At 39.3% G+C, this 19,269-nt stretch carries 6 protein-coding genes and 1 pseudogene; 1 reads left to right on the top strand and 6 read right to left on the bottom strand.

Annotated features, from left to right (window positions below):
- Positions 1-24: 24 nt before the first annotated feature.
- The 5 genes and pseudogenes from SOS22_RS02135 to SOS22_RS10870 form a co-directional block, all read right to left on the bottom strand.
- Positions 25-11,622 (bottom strand): InlB B-repeat-containing protein, encoded by an 11,598-nt coding sequence (locus tag SOS22_RS02135; RefSeq protein WP_320596198.1) that lies wholly within the window; start codon positions 11,620-11,622, stop codon positions 25-27.
- Positions 11,623-12,330: 708 nt separating this feature from the next.
- Positions 12,331-13,428 carry a carcinine hydrolase/isopenicillin-N N-acyltransferase family protein gene (locus SOS22_RS02140; protein ID WP_320596199.1) on the bottom strand — a complete coding sequence of 366 codons (1,098 nt, stop codon included), beginning with the start codon at positions 13,426-13,428 and terminating at the stop codon, positions 12,331-12,333.
- Between the two features lie 114 nt (positions 13,429-13,542).
- Positions 13,543-14,544: a response regulator transcription factor gene (locus SOS22_RS02145; protein WP_277634184.1), complete on the bottom strand. Its 1,002-nt coding sequence runs from the start codon at positions 14,542-14,544 to the stop codon at positions 13,543-13,545.
- Between the two features lie 230 nt (positions 14,545-14,774).
- The gene (locus SOS22_RS10865; RefSeq protein ID WP_414144406.1) at positions 14,775-15,473 is read right to left on the bottom strand and encodes an IS1380 family transposase; all 699 of its coding nucleotides are present in this window, start codon (positions 15,471-15,473) and stop codon (positions 14,775-14,777) included.
- A 35-nt stretch (positions 15,474-15,508) separates the two neighbouring features.
- Positions 15,509-16,090, bottom strand: a pseudogene (locus SOS22_RS10870) (transposase); the annotation flags it as partial.
- Between the two features lie 569 nt (positions 16,091-16,659).
- Here SOS22_RS10870 and SOS22_RS02155 point away from each other — a divergent pair.
- Positions 16,660-17,229, top strand: coding sequence for a hypothetical protein (locus tag SOS22_RS02155; RefSeq protein ID WP_320596200.1), 570 nt, complete (start codon positions 16,660-16,662; stop codon positions 17,227-17,229).
- 118 nt (positions 17,230-17,347) lie between these two features.
- Here SOS22_RS02155 and SOS22_RS02160 read toward each other — a convergent pair.
- Positions 17,348-19,269 (bottom strand): penicillin-binding protein 2 (locus SOS22_RS02160; protein WP_320596201.1); only part of this gene is annotated, 1,922 nt, incomplete at its 5' end.

The raw sequence follows: 19,269 nt of genomic DNA on the forward strand, positions 1-19,269 counted from the left end.
TTTTCATTTGAATCAAAACAATGATCATTCATCGTCTTTTCTTCTTCGTTTTAGACTCAGCAATAATCCTGCAGCCGCTAACATCGCTGCAGCATACGTACCACCAAAGGACTCAACACCAGTATTTGTATTTTCCTTATTGACTTTTTTAGGTGTCAAGATCTTATCGGATGTATGTCCTGGAACGATGACTGGGTCATCGCCGGTCGATGTTTTTGCACTTGCGGTTACATCATTCACAACCGAACCTTTTACTTGATCCGCTTCTGTTACGATATAACTTGTTGTCCATGTCTTAGATTCACCTGGTTGTAAGGATTCAATCGACCAAGTATCCTTTGTGAGAGGATCTTCTACCTTAATATCACGCAACTCAACATTACCATCATTTTCGGCTTTAATACGGTATGTGATTGTTTCACCCTTCGTATAACCGTCTTTATTTTGTGGTGTGCTTGTTGTTGTCTTCGTTAAGGTCAGATGCGGCTGACTCTTTTCTGTTTCATTCGTTACTTCACCTGGAGTCACATCTGGTTTGTCGCCTGTTGAATCTTCGCCATCGGCCGTAGCCACATTGACAACTTTGCCTTTCGCTACATCTGCTTCTGTTACCTTGTATTGGGTATCGAACGACTGTGATTCACCTGGTTTTAATGTGCCAACATCCCAATGATCATCCGTTAATTCATCATCAACGGTTACATTCTTGATCGTTACATTACCCGTATTGGTTACTTTCACTGTGTAGTGAATCGTTTCACCTAGTTTTGCAGGGCTATCCTTATCGGAAGTCTTTTCAACCAATAAACTTGGGTTAGAAGTTTCTACTGGCGTATCCACTTTATCTTCCACTGGATCTAGATTGTCTGCTGAAACGGTCGCAACATTGCTTACTTTACCTGCTTTGGCATCCTGATCCGTAACCACATAGGTAGTATCAAAAGATTTTTCTTCACCAGCAGCCAGTTCATTCAATGTTTCCTTCAATCCAGTTAAGTCATCATGAACCTGAACATTCTTGGCAACAGTATTACCTGTATTCTTGACGGTGATTCGATACGAAATAGTTTCACCATTTTTATATAGATTACCCTCTTTCGGTGTACTCGTAACCGTCTTTGAAATCTCTAAGCGACCAAATTGATCTTCTTTATCTTGACCTTCATAGTCCTTACCATCTTCGAATTTTGCCGTTACGATATTGGTATATTCTTTGGCATTTACATCCTCATCACTCACAACGTGAGTCGCTGTTGTCGTAACGGTTTCACCTGGTGCTACATTGGTAAATACATTTTCACCCGTGATCTGAACATCATCTTGTTCAACGATCGTAATGGTTTGTGGCTTATCATAAATATTGGTTACTTCAATCGTAAAGTGGATCGTATCACCAGCTTGATAGGTCTTCGAATCATGTTTCTTTGTGACTACAAGATCCGTTGGAACATTTTCATCAGTAACTGTTAAAGTTCCTTCCTCTAAGGTGACAATATAGTTATCATCTTTAAAGTTCTTTCCTTTCTTGTAGCTAATTTCATTTTTCGATTCACCTACATACAACTGCGATCCATTGGCCTTTAATTCTGTCACTTCACCATCGACAAAGGTATCGCCAGAAACTGTAACTGCCGGACTCGTTAATGCTTTACCATCATACACTTTGCTTGCACTCGCCGATTGCAAGTTCACTTTCCGTTTGTTCACCGTTAAAGTTCCATCTACTTTATGAATATTCGCAAATTGATCGGTCACATCTTCGTCACCTTTTAGAATTTTAACCGATGAAACTAAGTTCGATGCTTTGCCAGCATCCGTGATTTCACCCGTTGTCGTAGCTGTTGCACTAAAGCCATCTGGCAATCCCGTAACAACATAACCATCTTCATTCAACGACGTACCATCATATGTCTTTTCTGCATCTTTGGCTTGCACATGAATCATCTTGGTATTTGGTGTAATGGTTAATTGACCTTCCGTATAGGTGATAGCATAGTTGCTTGCCTTAAATGTTTCTTTGTTTTCAGTGTAGGCAATGGTATTCTTCACTGTACCCACTTTTGTGATGGTTCCAGTTGCTTTCAGATCACTGATTTCACCATCGACAAAGCCATCACCACTCACACGAACACTTGGTGCTGTTAATGGAGTACCATCGTATTCTTTTGTTCCCGATGCAGATACTACATTCACCTTACGTTTGATGATCGTCAATGTACCTGGATTTTTCTGGATGGACTTGAATTGATCAGTTACATCGTCTTGATCTGCATCTTTAATCACTACAGATTCAACGATATTATCCACTGTGCCAACGTTGGTGATCGTGCCTTTTGTCTTGACTTCAGCTGTGTATCCCTTTGGCAATCCCAATACATCTGCATTGCTTTCGGTCAATGGAGTACCATCATATCGTTTCGTTACGCTTCGTGCATTGACTACGATTTCTAATTCACTTTGCGTAATGGTCAAAGTACCTTCATCTTTTGTAATCACATAATTTACTTCGTTAAAAGTCGCATTGGTTTTATAGGTAATCGCATTCTTGACAGAACCCACTTTCTTGATAAAACCGGTAGCTTCGATATCCGATACCTCACCTTCCACAAAGCCATCGCCTGTGATCGTGACTTTTGATGCAACTAATGGGGTTCCATCATAAATCTTATCTGCACTTTCCGAACGCAAATGAACAGTTCGAGGATTAATCGTTAATGTTCCATCAATCTGTACGATATTGGCAAACTGCGATGTTACATCCTCATTATCTTTCATGATCTTGACGGATGTGATCTTGTTTTCTTTCGTACCTACATTCTTGATACTGCCACTCGTTTGGACATCTGCACTAAATCCTTCTGGTAAACCGGATACATCTGCACCCACATCGCTCAATGTAGTGCCATCGTACATCTTCTCCATGCTCTTTGCTTTTACGGTAATAACATCCGTATTTGGAACAATTTCTAATGTACCTTCCGTCTTGTTAATTTCATAATTGGTTTCATTGAAACGAGTATTTGTATCATACGCAATCGTATTCTTTTCTGTACCGACTTTCGTGATCGTACCGGTTGCACGTACATTGGAAACTTCCGTATCCAGGAATCCATCGCCTGTGATGGCAACAGTTGGTGCTGTTAAGGCTTGGCCATCATATTCTTTCGATGCACTCGAAGAACTTAAGTTGACAACACGTTTCGTAACGGTTAATTTACCATTCACTTTTTTGATTTGTGCAAACTGATTTGTGACATCTTCATCGCCTTTCTTGATAACGACATCACCCACTACATTATCCGTACTACCAACATTCGTTTGTTGACCACTCACACTCGTTTCGATAGTGAAACCTTCTGGCAATCCCGTCACGGAATACCTGTCATAGACTAAGGCAACACCATTGTATTCGCGTGTCGCATTTCCTGCTTTTACCGTGATCGACTGCGTATTCGGTGTGATCTTTAATGTACCTTCGTTTTTAACGATTTCGTAATTACCTGCATTAAATCCAGCATGGGCCGTATACTCAATCGCATTTGGGGTACTGCCAACTTTTGTGATAGATCCAATCGCTTCTAGATTGCTTACTTCACCATCGACAAAGCCATCACCAGATACGGTAACCGTACTTGCGGTTAATGGCGTACCATCATATTCTTTCGATGCACTCGAAGAGCTTAGGTTCACGCTTCGTTTTGTCACGGTCAACGTACCCGACACTTTCGTAATATGAGCAAATTGATTCGTCACATCTTTACCATCACTATTTCGAATGACCACTTTCGCAATGACATTTTCGGCTGTTCCCACATTTGTGATACTGCCACTTGTCGTTACTTCCATGGTAAAGCCAGTTGGTAATCCAACATAATCATAACCACTCTGTGTTAAAGGTGTGCCATCGTATACCTTTGTTGCATTGTGTGCAGCAATAACGATTTCATCTTCATTACTTGTGATTGCTAACGTACCTTCGTCCAAGTTGATTTCATAATTGTCTTGCTTGAATCCAGAACCTGGCGTATAGGTCAGTTTGATCGTATTGATCGTACTACCAACATCCGTAATTGTACCGGTTGCTTCAACCGTTGGTGCTTCTGCACTCACAAAACCATCACCACTTACAGTTACGGTTGGTGCTGTTAATGGCATGCCATCATATTTTTTGGCTTTACTGTCCGATTTCAAATTCACAACACGTTTATTGACAGTCAAAGTTCCATCTTCAGTGATGATATTGACAAATTGATTGGTGACATCATTTCCATCTTTCAAGATTTTGACCGATGTTACATCATTATTTGCCACGCCTGCATCAGTAATGCTACCACTTGTTGTAACTTCCGCTGTAAAGCCAGCTGGTAAACCGGTGACTGTCGCATTCTTCTCTTCTAAAGCCGTGCCATCATAGGTCTTCTGCGCATCATTGGCTTTGACATAAATAGCCTTCGTACTTGACGTGATCGTCAATGTACCATCATATTCAGTGATATCATAATTGTCTGCCTTAAAGGAAGAATTCTTTGTATACGTAATATCATTTTTAACCGAACCTACGTTTGTGATCGTACCGACTGCTTGAATGTCTGATACTTCACCAGTCACAAAGCCATCGCCTTTCACCGCAACATTTGGTACCGTCAATGGCGTACCATCATATTCTTTGGATGCCGATTCCGACATCAAATTCACAGTACGTTTATTCACTTTCAATACACCGTTGATCCGTTGGATATATTCAAATTGATCGGTCACATCATTACCGGCAATATCGCGAATAATAACCGATTCAACCACATTTGCCACTTCGCCAACATCGGTGATGCTACCTGTGATCTTTACTTCCGCCGTGTAATTGCTTCCCAATCCAGTAATGTCATAATCGCTTTGGGTCAATGGAATACCATCATACAACTTGGTTCCATTATGTGCCGCAACAACGATTTCATCACTATTCCGCGTGATCGTTAATGTACCTTCATTTTTGAAAATATCATAGTTATCCGCTTTAAATTTTGGCTGCGTTGTATAACTGATCGTATTGGTTACACTTCCTACTTTGGTAATCGTTCCAATCGCTTTGATGTCACTGACTTCACCATCCACAAAACCATCGCCACTAATGGTTACTTCAGCATCCGTGAGTGCTTTGCCATCATAGGCCTTGCTAGCACTGTTGGAAGCCAAGTTCACATAACGCTTGTTAACTGTTAATGTACCATTGACTTTGATGATATTTGCAAATTGATCCGTCACATCTTTATCACCATACTTGATTACGACAGATTGTACAGTATTGTCCGTTGTTCCTACATTGGTAATACTACCTTCCGTTGTCACTTCGACACTAAAGCCATCCGGCAAACCTGTCACTTCCGCATTCTTCTCTTCTAGAGCTGTGCCATCATAGGTCTTTGTTGCATCATTGGCCTTAACTAAGATCTCATCGGTATTTTGCGTGATGACCAATGCCCCTTCATTCTTGATGATTTCATAGTTTGAATCTTTAAAACCACTATGCGTCGTATATTCAATTGGATTTGGAACACTACCTACTTCAGTGATCTTTCCGGTTGCATGAATATTGCTTACTTGTCCATCCACAAAGCCATCGCCAGTCACGGTAACATCCGGTGCTCGCAATGACTTGCCGTTGTATGGCTTCGTTGCACTTTCCGAACTTAGGATCACCGTACGTTTGTAGACAGTCAACGTTCCATTGATCTTGATGATATTCGCAAATTGATTGGTGACATCGTTGCCATCCGCATTGCGAATGATCACATTCGCGACTACGTTATTGGCGTTACCTACATCGGTAATGCTGCCACTTGTAACCACTTCAGCGGTATAGCCATCTGGCAAACCAAATACATCGGCGTTCTTTTCGGTTAATGCTGCGCCATCATACTTCTTAGACGCATCTCGAGCACGAACCGTAATCTCATCTTGATTTTGCGTAACCGTCAAAATACCTTCGCTCTTGATGATTTCATAGTTACCGGATCGGAATGCATCGTTTTCCGTATATGTGATGAAATTGGTCACACCACCAACATTCGTGATCGAACCTGTTGCATGAATGTTGCTTACTTCACCATCCACAAAACCATCACCACTTACGGTAACATTTGGTTTGGTCAATGCCTTACCATCATACACTTTGCTTGCACTTTCTGAAGTTAACGTCACTGTGCGCTTCGATACCGTTAATAGACCGGCTACCTGAATAATGTTACTAAATTGATTGGTAACATCTTTGTTGTCTTTTTTGATCACTACCGAGGCTACAAGATTGTCGGTTGCACCCGCATTGGTAATGCTACCTTCCGTTGTCACTTCAGCTACAAAACCATCTGGCAAACCAGTAACCGTTGCACTGCTTTCCTTCAAAGCTGTACCATCATATTTCTTTTTGGCATCATTGGCTTTCACTAAGATCCTTGTAGAATTTTGCGTAATCGATAACGTACCTTCGGTTTTGGTGATTTCATAGTTATTGGCATTAAATGCCGCATTTTCCGTATAAGAAATGGTATTTGGTACCCCACCAACTTCGGTAATCGTTCCAATTGCTTTGATATCGGATACTTCACCATCCACAAAGCCATCACCACTCACACTGACTGTTGGTGCAGATAGCGGTGTGCCATCATATTCTTTAGAAAGACTTTGTGAAGTTAAATGGACAGTGCGTTTAGTGACCGTTAAGGTACCATTGATTCGAGTAATATTTTCGAATTGATCTGTTACATCTTCGTCACCTTTTTTGATGAGAACGCTTTGAATCACATTATCGGCTTTTCCTACATCTGTAATGCTGCCTTGGACATGAACCTCAGCGGTATACCCATCTGGTAAACCAACGATGTCATACGTATTGTTCGTTAAAGCAGATCCATCATAGGTCTTGGACGCATTATGTGCCGTAACCACGATTTCATCTTTATTATGTGTAATCGTTAATGTACCTTCGTTTTTAACGATGTCGTAGTTGTCTTCGTCAAATTTTGAACTTGTATCATAAGCAATGGTATTCGGTGTAGAACCTACTTTTGTGATAGATCCTGTTGCACGAATATTGGAAACTTCACCATCGACAAAACCATCACCAGAAATCGTAACAGTTGGCGATGTTAGTGCCGTACCATCATAAGTCTTTGTAGCACTGCGCGACGATAAAACGACACTTCGTTTATTGACCGTCAAAGTACCATTGACACGAACGATATTTGAGAATTGATTCGTCACATCTTTTCCATCAGCATTTTTGATGCTTACCAAAGTTACTCGATTGACCGTGACGCCGACATCCGTGATACTTCCACTTGTTTCTACATCAGCTGTATACCCATCTGGTAAACCTAATACTTCGGCATCGGCACGTAATGCTTTGCCATCGTAAAGCTTTGTTGCATCTTTGGCACGCACAATAATTTCATTCGCATTATGCGTAATGACCAACGTTCCTTCGGTTTTTGTAATGTCGTAGTTGGTCTCCTTGAATCCACCTTGCGTCGTATACGTGATCGTATTGGTCACACCACCAACCTCAGTGATCGATCCGGTCGCTTTGATATCTGTCACTTCACCATCGACAAAACCATCGCCGCCTACGGTAACATCTGGTTTGGTCAATGCTTTGCCATCATAGACCTTGCTAGCACTTTCGGAAGTTAAGGTAACCTGACGTTTGGTCACGCTCAAGACACCATTTTTTCGAATGATGTTGCTAAATTGATCGGTTACATCGTTGCCATTGCTATCTTTGATCACAACCGTTTGGATCACATTATTGGTTTCACCCACATCGGTAATGCTACCACTTGTGGTTACTTCTGCCGTATAACCGTCTGGTAAGCCAGTAACACTAAATCCTTTATCACTCAAAGGTGTACCATCATACACTTTGGTCGCATGATTGGCACGAATAGTGATCTCATCTTCATTCGTTGTGATGGTCAATGTACCTTCATTGATTTGGATAGTATAGTTCTCTTTATCAAAACCACTATTTTCTGTATACGTAATCGTATTCGTTGTAGAACCTACTTTGGTGATCGAACCCGTCGCTTTAATATTTGAAACTTCATCATCAACGAATCCAGCCCCACTTACTGTCACATCTGGTTTCGTGAGTGCCTTACCGTCGTATTTCTTTGTGGCACTTTCGGAAGTTAAAGTCACCTGACGTTTTGTCACCAACAAATGACCATCACTGACTTGAATCGAAATCGAATACTTATTCAAATCATTGCCAGTTACTTCAAAATCACCAGCGGTCAAGCCCATCGCATACGTGCCGGCTTTTTTACCAGTAGCTGCTTTTGCTTGGGCAGCCGATTCATCCAATGTCAATCCAGAAGGTAGATCCGAAGTAGCTTTACCATCTACCGTGTAAGATAATGTATAACCACTAGCCGAATGACTCTTTCCATCATAGACATGAGATGCCTCATTTCCAGTGACTTGGATCACGAGTGATTTTTTCTTTTTCCATTGTGCATACAAGTCGTTATCACTGGTATTGTCGACCAAAATAGTTTCACCGGCTTGGATCGATTTTCCACTACTATCTTTCCAGCCATCAAAGTAATATCCATTTGGAACTGCAAATCCAGCTTCTGTATTGGTATAGGCCTTGAACGATACGTTGTTTTCTAATTCATCCGAATTATTGATCGTTTGTTTTTTTGTTAATTCAACACCATCTGGATAATTCGAATGATATGTTAAACTGGTTGTCTTGGCAGGATCGCCATAGATCGCATACAACGTCATATTACCAGTCACTTCTATTTTATCGCCTGGATAATAAGTAGTGCCAGATCCGTTTTTGTCTGTTGCCCAATATAAGAATGATTTCTTATTTGGTGCCGTCAAGCCTTTAGCTGATTGAATGTCTGCATACGTTCCATTTACATACTGTTTAGGATCGGTAACGCTTCCGCCACCACCATTCGCATCATAGGTGATCATATACTTTTGCGTACTTAGATAATGTGGATACAACACAATATCACTATAGAGTTGGGTATCCAAATTAAAGGTCGTATAGTTGTTGCCATCTTTGGTTGCCCAACCAACCCATTCCGTATTTTCTGGAATCGTGATAATGGTGCCAGATCCTTCCGATAGAATATTTCCATCTGCATCTTTTACAGTTGGCAAAAGACCAGGATTAATTTTTTCTCCATACTGGACATCGATTGGAATTGTCATTCCATCACCACTCATTGTCGTATGAATGGTTGCCGTATAGGTTGGGGCTGCCCATTTCGCATACAAAGTCAATCCAGCTGCTGGCATCACCGAATGGAAATCAAATTTTTGTGTCGTTTCGGGATCTTTATACCATCCCTGGAAAGTAAAACTATCTGGAATTCCCGAAGGACGAGCTGGTGTATAGTTCGCAAACGAATTTAATGATTGTTCATACAGAACGGATTCCTCTCTCGATACACCATTATAGTTATAGAATGCTAATTCATAACTATTTCTTGTATACCTCACTTCGAGATCTCGATTGTTCATGGGAACCGATTTGCCTGCACTGGTATTTGTCCATGAACCACCTGCTAAACGGTATTGAGAAACCGTAAATCCCGTATATTTATTCGTGAACGTAAAGCTTCCATTACTTACCTGTGTGGAATTATCAGCCGTTGCGTCGTTGTACGATCCATCTATATTTTGCTTATAATGACGAATGGTATTTGATGCAGTGAACGTATACTTTGTAAGATTCAATGTTTGATTTCCATTTTTATCCGGGGTATAGTCCAGATCATCAAAGATGAATGCATCCAAGAAAGTTAATGTTGTGTTATCATCTTGTACCCATCGATATCCATATCCTGGTGATGGCCAGCTATATCCATTTTGTTTCAATGTCTGGCCATATAAACCGGTAAAGGTATAAAGCAATGTATTCCGTTGTCGAAAATTAATTGTCATTGAAATGCGATCATAATAAACATTTAATACAGTAGTTCCATCGCCATTGATACTAACGGACGTGGATTTTGATGCATTGTAACGGAAACCCGTATAGTTCTTATTTTGATCCGAAGAGGATGGAGAAGCCACATCTCCGGTTTTGCCCTTACGTGTTTCGGAATCATCGTAATCATAAGTCTTACTGCTATCGGTTGCATCCTTACTATCATTGACGGATTGTTTCCAATAGATGACTGTATAAGATGTATCCGTATTGGCAGACCATACGGCATAGATCGTTTGATTATCACTCAACGTTTGTCCAAAATGATAGTTTACGGATCCGCCTTCTGTGGTCGACCACCCTTTAAATGTATAACCTGGACGCGTTGGATCGTTTGGTTTTTGGGTTTGTTTTCCAGCGGCTACAAATTCCGGTTCGATATATGAAGCATTATCTCCGGTTGAAAAATATAAATAATGACCTTTTTCAATTTTGGGATATAATGTCACATTGTGATCGGATAAAGTTACTTCACTGACTGCATTGGTCAACGCTTTATCGGTATACCAACCAGTTACGGATTCTTCTGATCCCAATGGTACCGAAACATCGGAAGTCGTAATGACATCACCAGGTGCTCCCTCTTTGGTATTGAAAACACGACCTGTCTTATCTGTAAAGAATACGTATAACTTTTGTGAAAAGACAGGATATACGTCAACTGTCGAAGTCTTCTCAACCGTGACCGGTTTCGTAATATCAAAGTTGGCTTCACTCGCACCTTGACTGGTTGCCCATCCTTTAAAAATATTACCTTCTTTTTCTGGTGTTTCTGGTGCTGTTAAAATCTCACCATTTTTCACCTTTTGAGTAGAATATACATCACCATTGGCATCGTGGAATTGATACGTCGCCACAGCGGGATCTTCATCCTCCGTTCCAATACCCGTAATGACATAAATAGAAAAAGCATTGGCTTGAAAGGTTGCGCCTTGTGCGGAAGCATTCTGAGATACGGTTTGAACGGTACCATTGTCTTCTTGATGGACAACGGTAAAATCTTTACCCTTCAAACTCTCATTTAATTGCATGTTTACTTGTACACCCTGTCCATCTTTTGGCTCGATTTCTTTGCCCGAAGAATCATAGAATGTAATATCTACACCAATCGCATCTTCTACTTTTTCATTTCCTGTAATCGTTTGTTTCGCAATTTGTGTTGCTTTCGTACTCGATACAGGCGTGATTGTCATTGTCGTGCCTTCCGGGAATATTCCTTCCACCGCACTGACATGAACCGTTATTTTCCCTGCACTCTTCGAAAAATTTTGTGCGGGATAGGATACTTTTTCTTCTTCATTGCTTGTTGTGTTTGTATCCTCTTCATTGGTTGCTGTTTGGGTTGTTGGTTCTTCCTGTGGGGTTGTCTCAACTTCCGTTGTTGCCTGTGGTTCTGTTGTCGTTTGTTCAGACGGAGATGTATCTGTCTTTTGTGGAACATTCGATTCAGTTGTTTGATTCGCCTCCTCGGTCGATGGCGTTTCTGCCGTTGTTTCCGTTGTTGGTTGTTCTGTAATATCTTCTCCATACGTTGGTGTAACGGAAGAAGTGAACGTTGAAACGACCATACCGAAAACGATCAAAACACTGAGCAGTTTTTTAATACCTTTCTGCATCAGTAGTCCTCCCTCTTAAAATTGTTGTTCAAAAAATAATACAAAAATGCGCTCTTTCATTGAATGATTGTTCTGTTCTTTTTTACTGAATCTGAAATAGGATACACTTCGAATTTTTGGTTTTCTTTCGATATCTTTCTATTGTGTATTTTGCATACACCATATGGGGTTGATTCTATTTTTTTTACAATTCATTGATTTAATTTCATTTTTAATTTTGATTTACAGCTATTTTTTTGCCGATGTGATCAACCAATTTTTTCACTTCATTGTGTTCTTATTTATTGTTTCTATTTTACTTAACGATATCTTCTCAGTTCATTTGTTATTGCAATCCATTGGATGCTCTATATCTGAATTCGAAATCGTAACCTGCCGATTCTCTTTCATCGCTCCTTTCTCTTTTTCGTATATATAATTGCGGTAGGAATTTGTACTTTATTTATTTTCACTTATTATTTTAGCATACATTGATTTTTTTGATAAATATTTTGGCTAAATTTACCATAAATGTTGCTAGATAAGTAAATGACATCATATATATCAATATTAGATCTATGATTGAGTTGTAAAGAAGGTTGAGGTGCCTGTTATGACTCAAAGATCCAGATTGATCGATAGGATATCCAGTATTCCCTCAAGAAACTTTACAAAATGCCGTTTGGTTCGCTATTCTTCTCTACTTGCCTCAAAGTTTTCTTATACCTTTTAACGAATCATAACTCCACTTGTTTCAAAATCTCTTTTTAAAGCGATTTGTGCAGTAGCGTTAAAATCAGAAAATGGATTAAGAGCAGAAATATTTTCATATACAACAGACCATTGTGTATTACTTGTCGCATCGTCTCCAGGAAGCTGTGCGCTTGCTTTTAAAGCTTCCCAGACCTCATCATTTCCACAATTATTATTGTGTTTGTCTATGATATCCAACACAGCATTATACCTGTCTTTTCCATGTCCATAGATGCCATTTTTCTTTCCCGGTGCAACTTTATCTATATAGTTTATAAAGAAATTCGTAGCACACTGTAATTCTTCTTTGTGTCCATAGCTTTTAACTTCATATGTAGATTTAAACGTTCGATTTCTAGATTCATCATCATAAATATATTCAACAACACGGCAGTTGCCATCTGCATCAAGTATAAAGAAATGATAATCTCTCCCTCCTGTGGCATACATATTATATCTTTCTAATATTCTTACAGCATGATCCGCACTATCTGCTTCATCTAATACAGCTCTAATCGCCAATGTTGTCGCAATCGTAGACTTATTATCATCATGTTCAAATACTGGCTCACTATCAAGAGTCAGGACGGCTATAGACACTCCTGCACTGTTTATCCCATCCAAACAAATAAAAGGAGCCGCTAAACATGCATATTTTTCATAGTTATTGTCCAAATGATTTGCATGAATATTATCTAATGCTGCAAAGGCAACAGAAGAATGCATGCCTTTTGGATGGCACTTAACAAGCATACACGAAGTATCATTTTTAAAATCATAGTTTCTGCCCATTCTGACGGTGTTATTATCTACCATTTTAAAAGCAGTACATCCAAAAGAATTAAAATTAATTCTTCCAGGAATTCCTATTGCTTCTCTGAAAATAGCGGCACTTACTATTTGGTCATTCAATATTGGATGCTCCGAATGATTATACGTACTAATCTCATTAATAATCCGAATCAAATTGTATTCATACCTTATGTCCATTTGAAACAAATTATAGTTAGCATAATCCGTTACAGGCTTAATGCTGCTGACCGTAGATTTACGTTCATCATCTAATCTCAACATAATACCCCCTATAAATAAATATCAAATTTTGTTGGTGATTTCTGTATATAAAAATTTTATCATATTGACTTCTTCAACGTAATCTCCGTTTCGATACCAAAAAGTATATTCTGCCTATTTCAGCATATGATTTTTTAATTCATCCCTCTTTTTTATATTCAGTTTCACATAAATCCTGCTTAGATAAGTTTTAACCGTATTTGGTGAAAATCCCAGATAATCGGCGATTTCCTGGTTATTCCAGTCACGGCTTGCTAGCATGGCAATCGAAAATTCCACGGTGGATAATGCGTCCGTTACTGAATTTTCTGACATCGGATTGTGGATTGCCATCCATCCCCTGCTAAATGCAATGACTTTATCAGATAATTTGTTATACAGTTCTGAATCTTCCTTGCGGATACATGACTCAAGAAGTCCCTGCAGCAAACCATGATGTTCAATAAAAGGTTCCAGAAATTCGTCTTCTTTCGCCATATTCCATGCCACCATCAAAGCATCTTTTGCTTTCTGCTGATATTTCAGATTCATTTGACACATTGCAATCATACAATACAGATAAATCATACTAATAGGATATGTGCCATTCCTGAACATTAGTACCGCCTCACAAATTCCAAGTGCTCTTCCATACTCTCCTTTTAAATATGCCATGTGGGCTGTTACATAAGCAGAAAACATCTTAATTCCAGGTGGCAATGTTGCTGCATAAAGCCCCACATCCGGAAGTTCATTTACAGGAAGATGTAAAAGTACAGAAGACATATATCCCGCAAATACACTGATAGCCCTATTCTCAGCGGATGAAGGATTTTTCATTTCTTTTTCAAGACATTCCTGAATCTCCCTCATCCCTTTTCTGGAAGCAACTGCTCTGCCAAGTGTCATATTAGAATATACATATAACAGGCAGGATGACATCTTCAGTTTTATATTATGGCTCACCAGGTAACGTTCTGCTATATGACTGCATTTTTCTGCCTGTCCGGTAAAATAATAATATTCAGCACGTGCAATCTCCTGAAAATCCCTGTCTTCAAAACCAGCTACTATCTTATTCGCTTCACCCGGTTGAAACGATGAATTGATCAACGGAAGGATAGTATACTCACTCATGATTATGCACCTCCAACAATTTCTTACAAATAACTTTTATACTCAGCATAAGATTATCTCCTTTCCGAATATTTTACCTGAATTATTCATGAGCATATAAAAATGCTCAATACTGCAAATCCTTGAAACAGTTTCCTTGAATTCAATCGAATCATCCCCAAAAAGTACAGACTACCCCCTGTGAAACTTGATTAAGTTACTTTGGAACTGTCAAGGTACATTAATAGTTTCTATTCCAACTGTACAAACAGCTGATGGATATTTGCCAATGTCCTGTAGAACTCCTTTTTATAAGGACAGCTGCTACACAGTTTAAATGTGATAGCTCTTGCTGAATGGATTGCCCTTGCAGCAATCTTTATTAGCTTTAAGCGAATGGTGTCCACCTGTTGCTTCCGCATACTGGCTGGCAGTACCAGTCGCCTGAACCAATTGAATAGGTTGTAGGCAAGCATATGAAGTCTCATACGGTTTGCATTTACTATTTCGGAATGACTGCTTACAGCAGCAAAGTCAAATTCACTTTTGCTTTCCTTAATGAAGTTTTCCATCTTGCCCCTGCCACAATAAAACTGGATGATCTGATAAGGTTCCATATCCATGTTTGTAACAATAAAAGTGTACATGTGTGTCAGCTGTCCGTATGGTTTCTCAATTTTGAAAACTACACGTCTTGGATATTTCCATGAACCTGCCTGATACATAAATTCGCCATAAGTTACTGCATAGCTGATCTGATCCTTTTGAGTGGCTTGGTACAAATCTTCCTCTTTATCTGAAGCCAGGGCAATGAGTGCGAGATTCTGTTTTAAACGGATAGCATAGGAGCACCCATTACTCTCACAGGTTTCATAAAGTTTTGGGGAAGAGAATCCGCTGTCGCCACGAAGATAAATTTTAATGCCCCTTTCCAGGTAGTCCTGAAAAATAGATTCCATAAGTTTATCTGCCCCATTGCTGCAATGGAGCGTTCCATCTCGGAGTTCCGCTTTTTATCAGGTCTCCAGTCAGTCCGTCATAGCATAGTAATGGATGATATCCATGTGCCTGATAATGGAAGTTGAATCCTTCTCCTTCCTGCCTGCCATAAGTACCAAAAAGAGTGCTGTCTAAATCCAGAAGCACATGCTCCGGACATTTTATGGAATAAATGATATCCCTAAGATTTTTATCAATGTCATCAAACTGTACCAGAGTATCTTCATCCATACGGTTGAAAAATCTTGATAATGTTGGCTGCGATGCCAGACTTTCTTTATCAAGAATGACATTGAAAACAGGATCCAGAGTTAGTTCATCCGCACAGTCATCCTGAAAATATGCAGAGATGATCTGATAGATCATCTGTAATAAGTTTTCATTGTCTTTGTGAAACCGGATAGACTTATCATTGGTTTAAACTTTTTTTGATCAGCTTTGTAAAGCCGATCTTTGCAGCGAATTCTTTTATCAAAAGAAGACCTGCATCGGAGGATAGATCACCTCCATCAAAAGTTATTTTAATTTGCCTATTGCTTTGAAGTGAAAAGGTGTTTACAAAATAAATATATATAATTACGGTTGGAATTTGTACTTTATTTATTTTCACCTATTATTTTAGCATACCTTAATTTTTTGATAAATATTTTGGCTAAATTCACCATAAATGTTGCTAGATAAGTAAATGACATCATATATATCAATATTAGATCTAGGATTGAGTTGTAAAGAAGGTTGAGGTGCCTGTTATGACTCAAAGATCCAGATTGATCGATAGGATATCCAGTATTCCCGAAAATAGAATTCATCCTGTATACGATGAGATTTATCCGATATTGAAACAAAATCTTACAGATAATGATAAACCAATTACCATTGTTTGCTGTCCTCATTGTGGTTCGGTTTCTATTAAGAAAAATGGCAATTATAATGGTAAACAGCGGTATTTTTGCAAAGATTGTCATAAGAGTTTCAGCATGAATACAAATACGTTTTTGTTTCATAACCGCATACCAGAAAATCTGTGGCTCCAATTTATTGACTATGAATTGTCCGGTATAGCGCTTCGACATGAAGCACATTTTCTTGGCTTGAGCATTCACACTTGTTTTCGCATAAGGTACACGGCCTGAAAACATGCCCAGATATAGTAAAAAACGTGGCAATGGATCCGCTTATTCCGGAATTAGCCATCATAAAGTTTGTATCGTATCCGCAATAGACAGTCAGGATAACATGTTCTTGAATATCGTCGGTCTAGGTGTGGAGACCTTTGAAAAATATAAGGACTGTAAATACAAATTTGATGATCCTGAACTCATCGTTGCTGATTCTAAACCATGCATTCGCTTGTTTGCGAACGATCTAGGTGTAGAGATTGATCAAATCAAAACAGATCCTAGAGTCAAACGATATACAACAGATCTGGGCAATCATCTAGGAGATCTCAATCAACTGGATGCAGAGATCACATCCTTGATAGCCCGAACCCATGGTTGTGCTACAAGGTATTTTCAACAATACCTTGATTTCATCACGTATCGAAAGAAAACCATGTACGATATCGATAGAGATAAAGTTGCCAAATATGTATTTGATGATATACGGCAAACAAAAGCATATAAAGAGGAAGAGCTTGTATATGCAGAACTGCCAATTTCACTGAAGGATGCCTATAATGAATATCGTTATGGAACATTTGCTTAAAACAGTCTAGCAACAAATAAAGTTAATTTAGCGAATATTTTTGTGCATATCTTTCTTTTTGTCTATCTCTATACTCTAAAAAAGCACAGCTTCCATAACCGAAAGTTGTGCTCTTTTTTTATGATGCCGGATATAATTCAAAATACTTTTCTAATACAGTAGGAACCACATCATACGTACATGTATTTTCCGATAGGCTTTGTAAGTTGACAGTTGATGTTGGTGCTACACACGCAAACGATACCGTTGGATTTTCATATGGTGCATACCCTACAAAGGCGGCTGTTGTCCATTGATTGACCTCGGCTGTACCAGTCTTACCAGCAACTTCTACATCCATATTCTGTAGATCATCACTTGCATTACCCTCCGAAACAACCGCTCGGAAACCTTGTTGGACACGATTCAAATACGCCTTGTTCTTTTCAGGTAACGTGCTCTTTAAGACACCTCCACCTGTTTGAATGACTTGATCACTATTGACTTCTTTGATGTATTTCATCAAACTTGGCTGATACATCTTACCACCTGTCGCAATGGTTGATACATATTCCATCAACTGTACGGGTGTATACATATCCATCTGACCAATCGCATAGTTTAGAAGCATACCTGGTTCAAAGCCAACACCCATGTACCCACTCACTTCATCAGGTACATCCAGACCGGTCTTATTGCCTAAACCAAACATCGAATAATACGATCGCATCTTGTTCAAGGTACCGGTGACATCATTGATATGGAGCGATTCACCTTCCTTATACGTATCTCCACCGAGTCGAATCGCAATGTTGGACATATAAACGTTACTTGATACAGCCAATGCCTGAATATCATCGACCGGACCATGATCTTCATAACTACTGAATTCCTGACCACCAATATTCATTGTCTGGTCAACGATGATCTCGCCCGGTTTCACAGCGCCTTCACTCAAACCCATATAAACCGTAGCTCCTTTGACACTGGAACCTGGATTGGCCAGTGATGCATAACAACCCGACGCAAAATACGTCATTTTCCCAGAATCCAAATCTTTCTGATAACCCGACATTGCCAGTACTGATCCTGAATTTGGATCCATCATACACATAAATAGCGTTGAGAAATTCTCACGATTGGTCGAACCACCTTTTTCTTGTAGGACAGATTTCACGGTTTCATCTAATTTTTGCTGCAAATCAATATCAATGGATAAATACACATCATCCCCCTTGACAGCAGATTGTACAACCGTTTTCTTTGCCAAGCCATTGGAATCATACGTGATCTTTGAAACTTGTGCTTGACCCGCTAAAACATCATTGTATTCATATTCCAAACCGGATTTTCCAACGGTTGCATTATATTGGAAACCACGTTGCAAATAATAATTCGCATTTTCGGATGGTAATCCTTGAGTACTTGTAGAAACTGTTCCCAATACATCCGAGAGCGTTTCACCATAGGGATACTCGCGTTTCCAGCCACCAAAATCGACATCAAAACCGGGAAAATCACTCTTATGTTCTACTAAGTAAGCGACATCGTCATCGCTTACATCTTCCAAGATCACATTTTCTTGTCCGGTAGAAGCATTTTCGGTCATGCGTTGATAGATGACTGCAATCTTTAATTGCTTATCCGACATTTCTTTGAGTTGTTTTTTGCCAATTCGCTTCATCAATATCTGATGACGGCGCGTTTCAGCATTCGTTCCCCATAATCCCGATTTATACGCATTTAATTCTGATTTTGTCAATAAATTATTAGCAGCATATTCGGAATTGGATGGAGATAAAAACGATTTCCACGTAATATAGGCTTCTTTTTTATCCGTTTCAGAAAAATCATCTGTATCAATCTTAAATACTTCGACCAAACGTTTCGCATATAATTTATAATCTTCACTCGACATATTATTGGGCGATGTATATACAATATTATGACTGACCACGGTTTTGGCTAACACCCGTCCTTTACAATCGTAAATCTGACCACGTGGTGCATTCACATATTGACGAATTGATGTATAATCATCTTTTTTCTGTACATAATCAT

The organism is Absicoccus sp. (assembly GCF_034090965.1).
Lineage (GTDB): Bacteria > Bacillota_I > Bacilli_A > Erysipelotrichales > Erysipelotrichaceae > Absicoccus > Absicoccus intestinalis.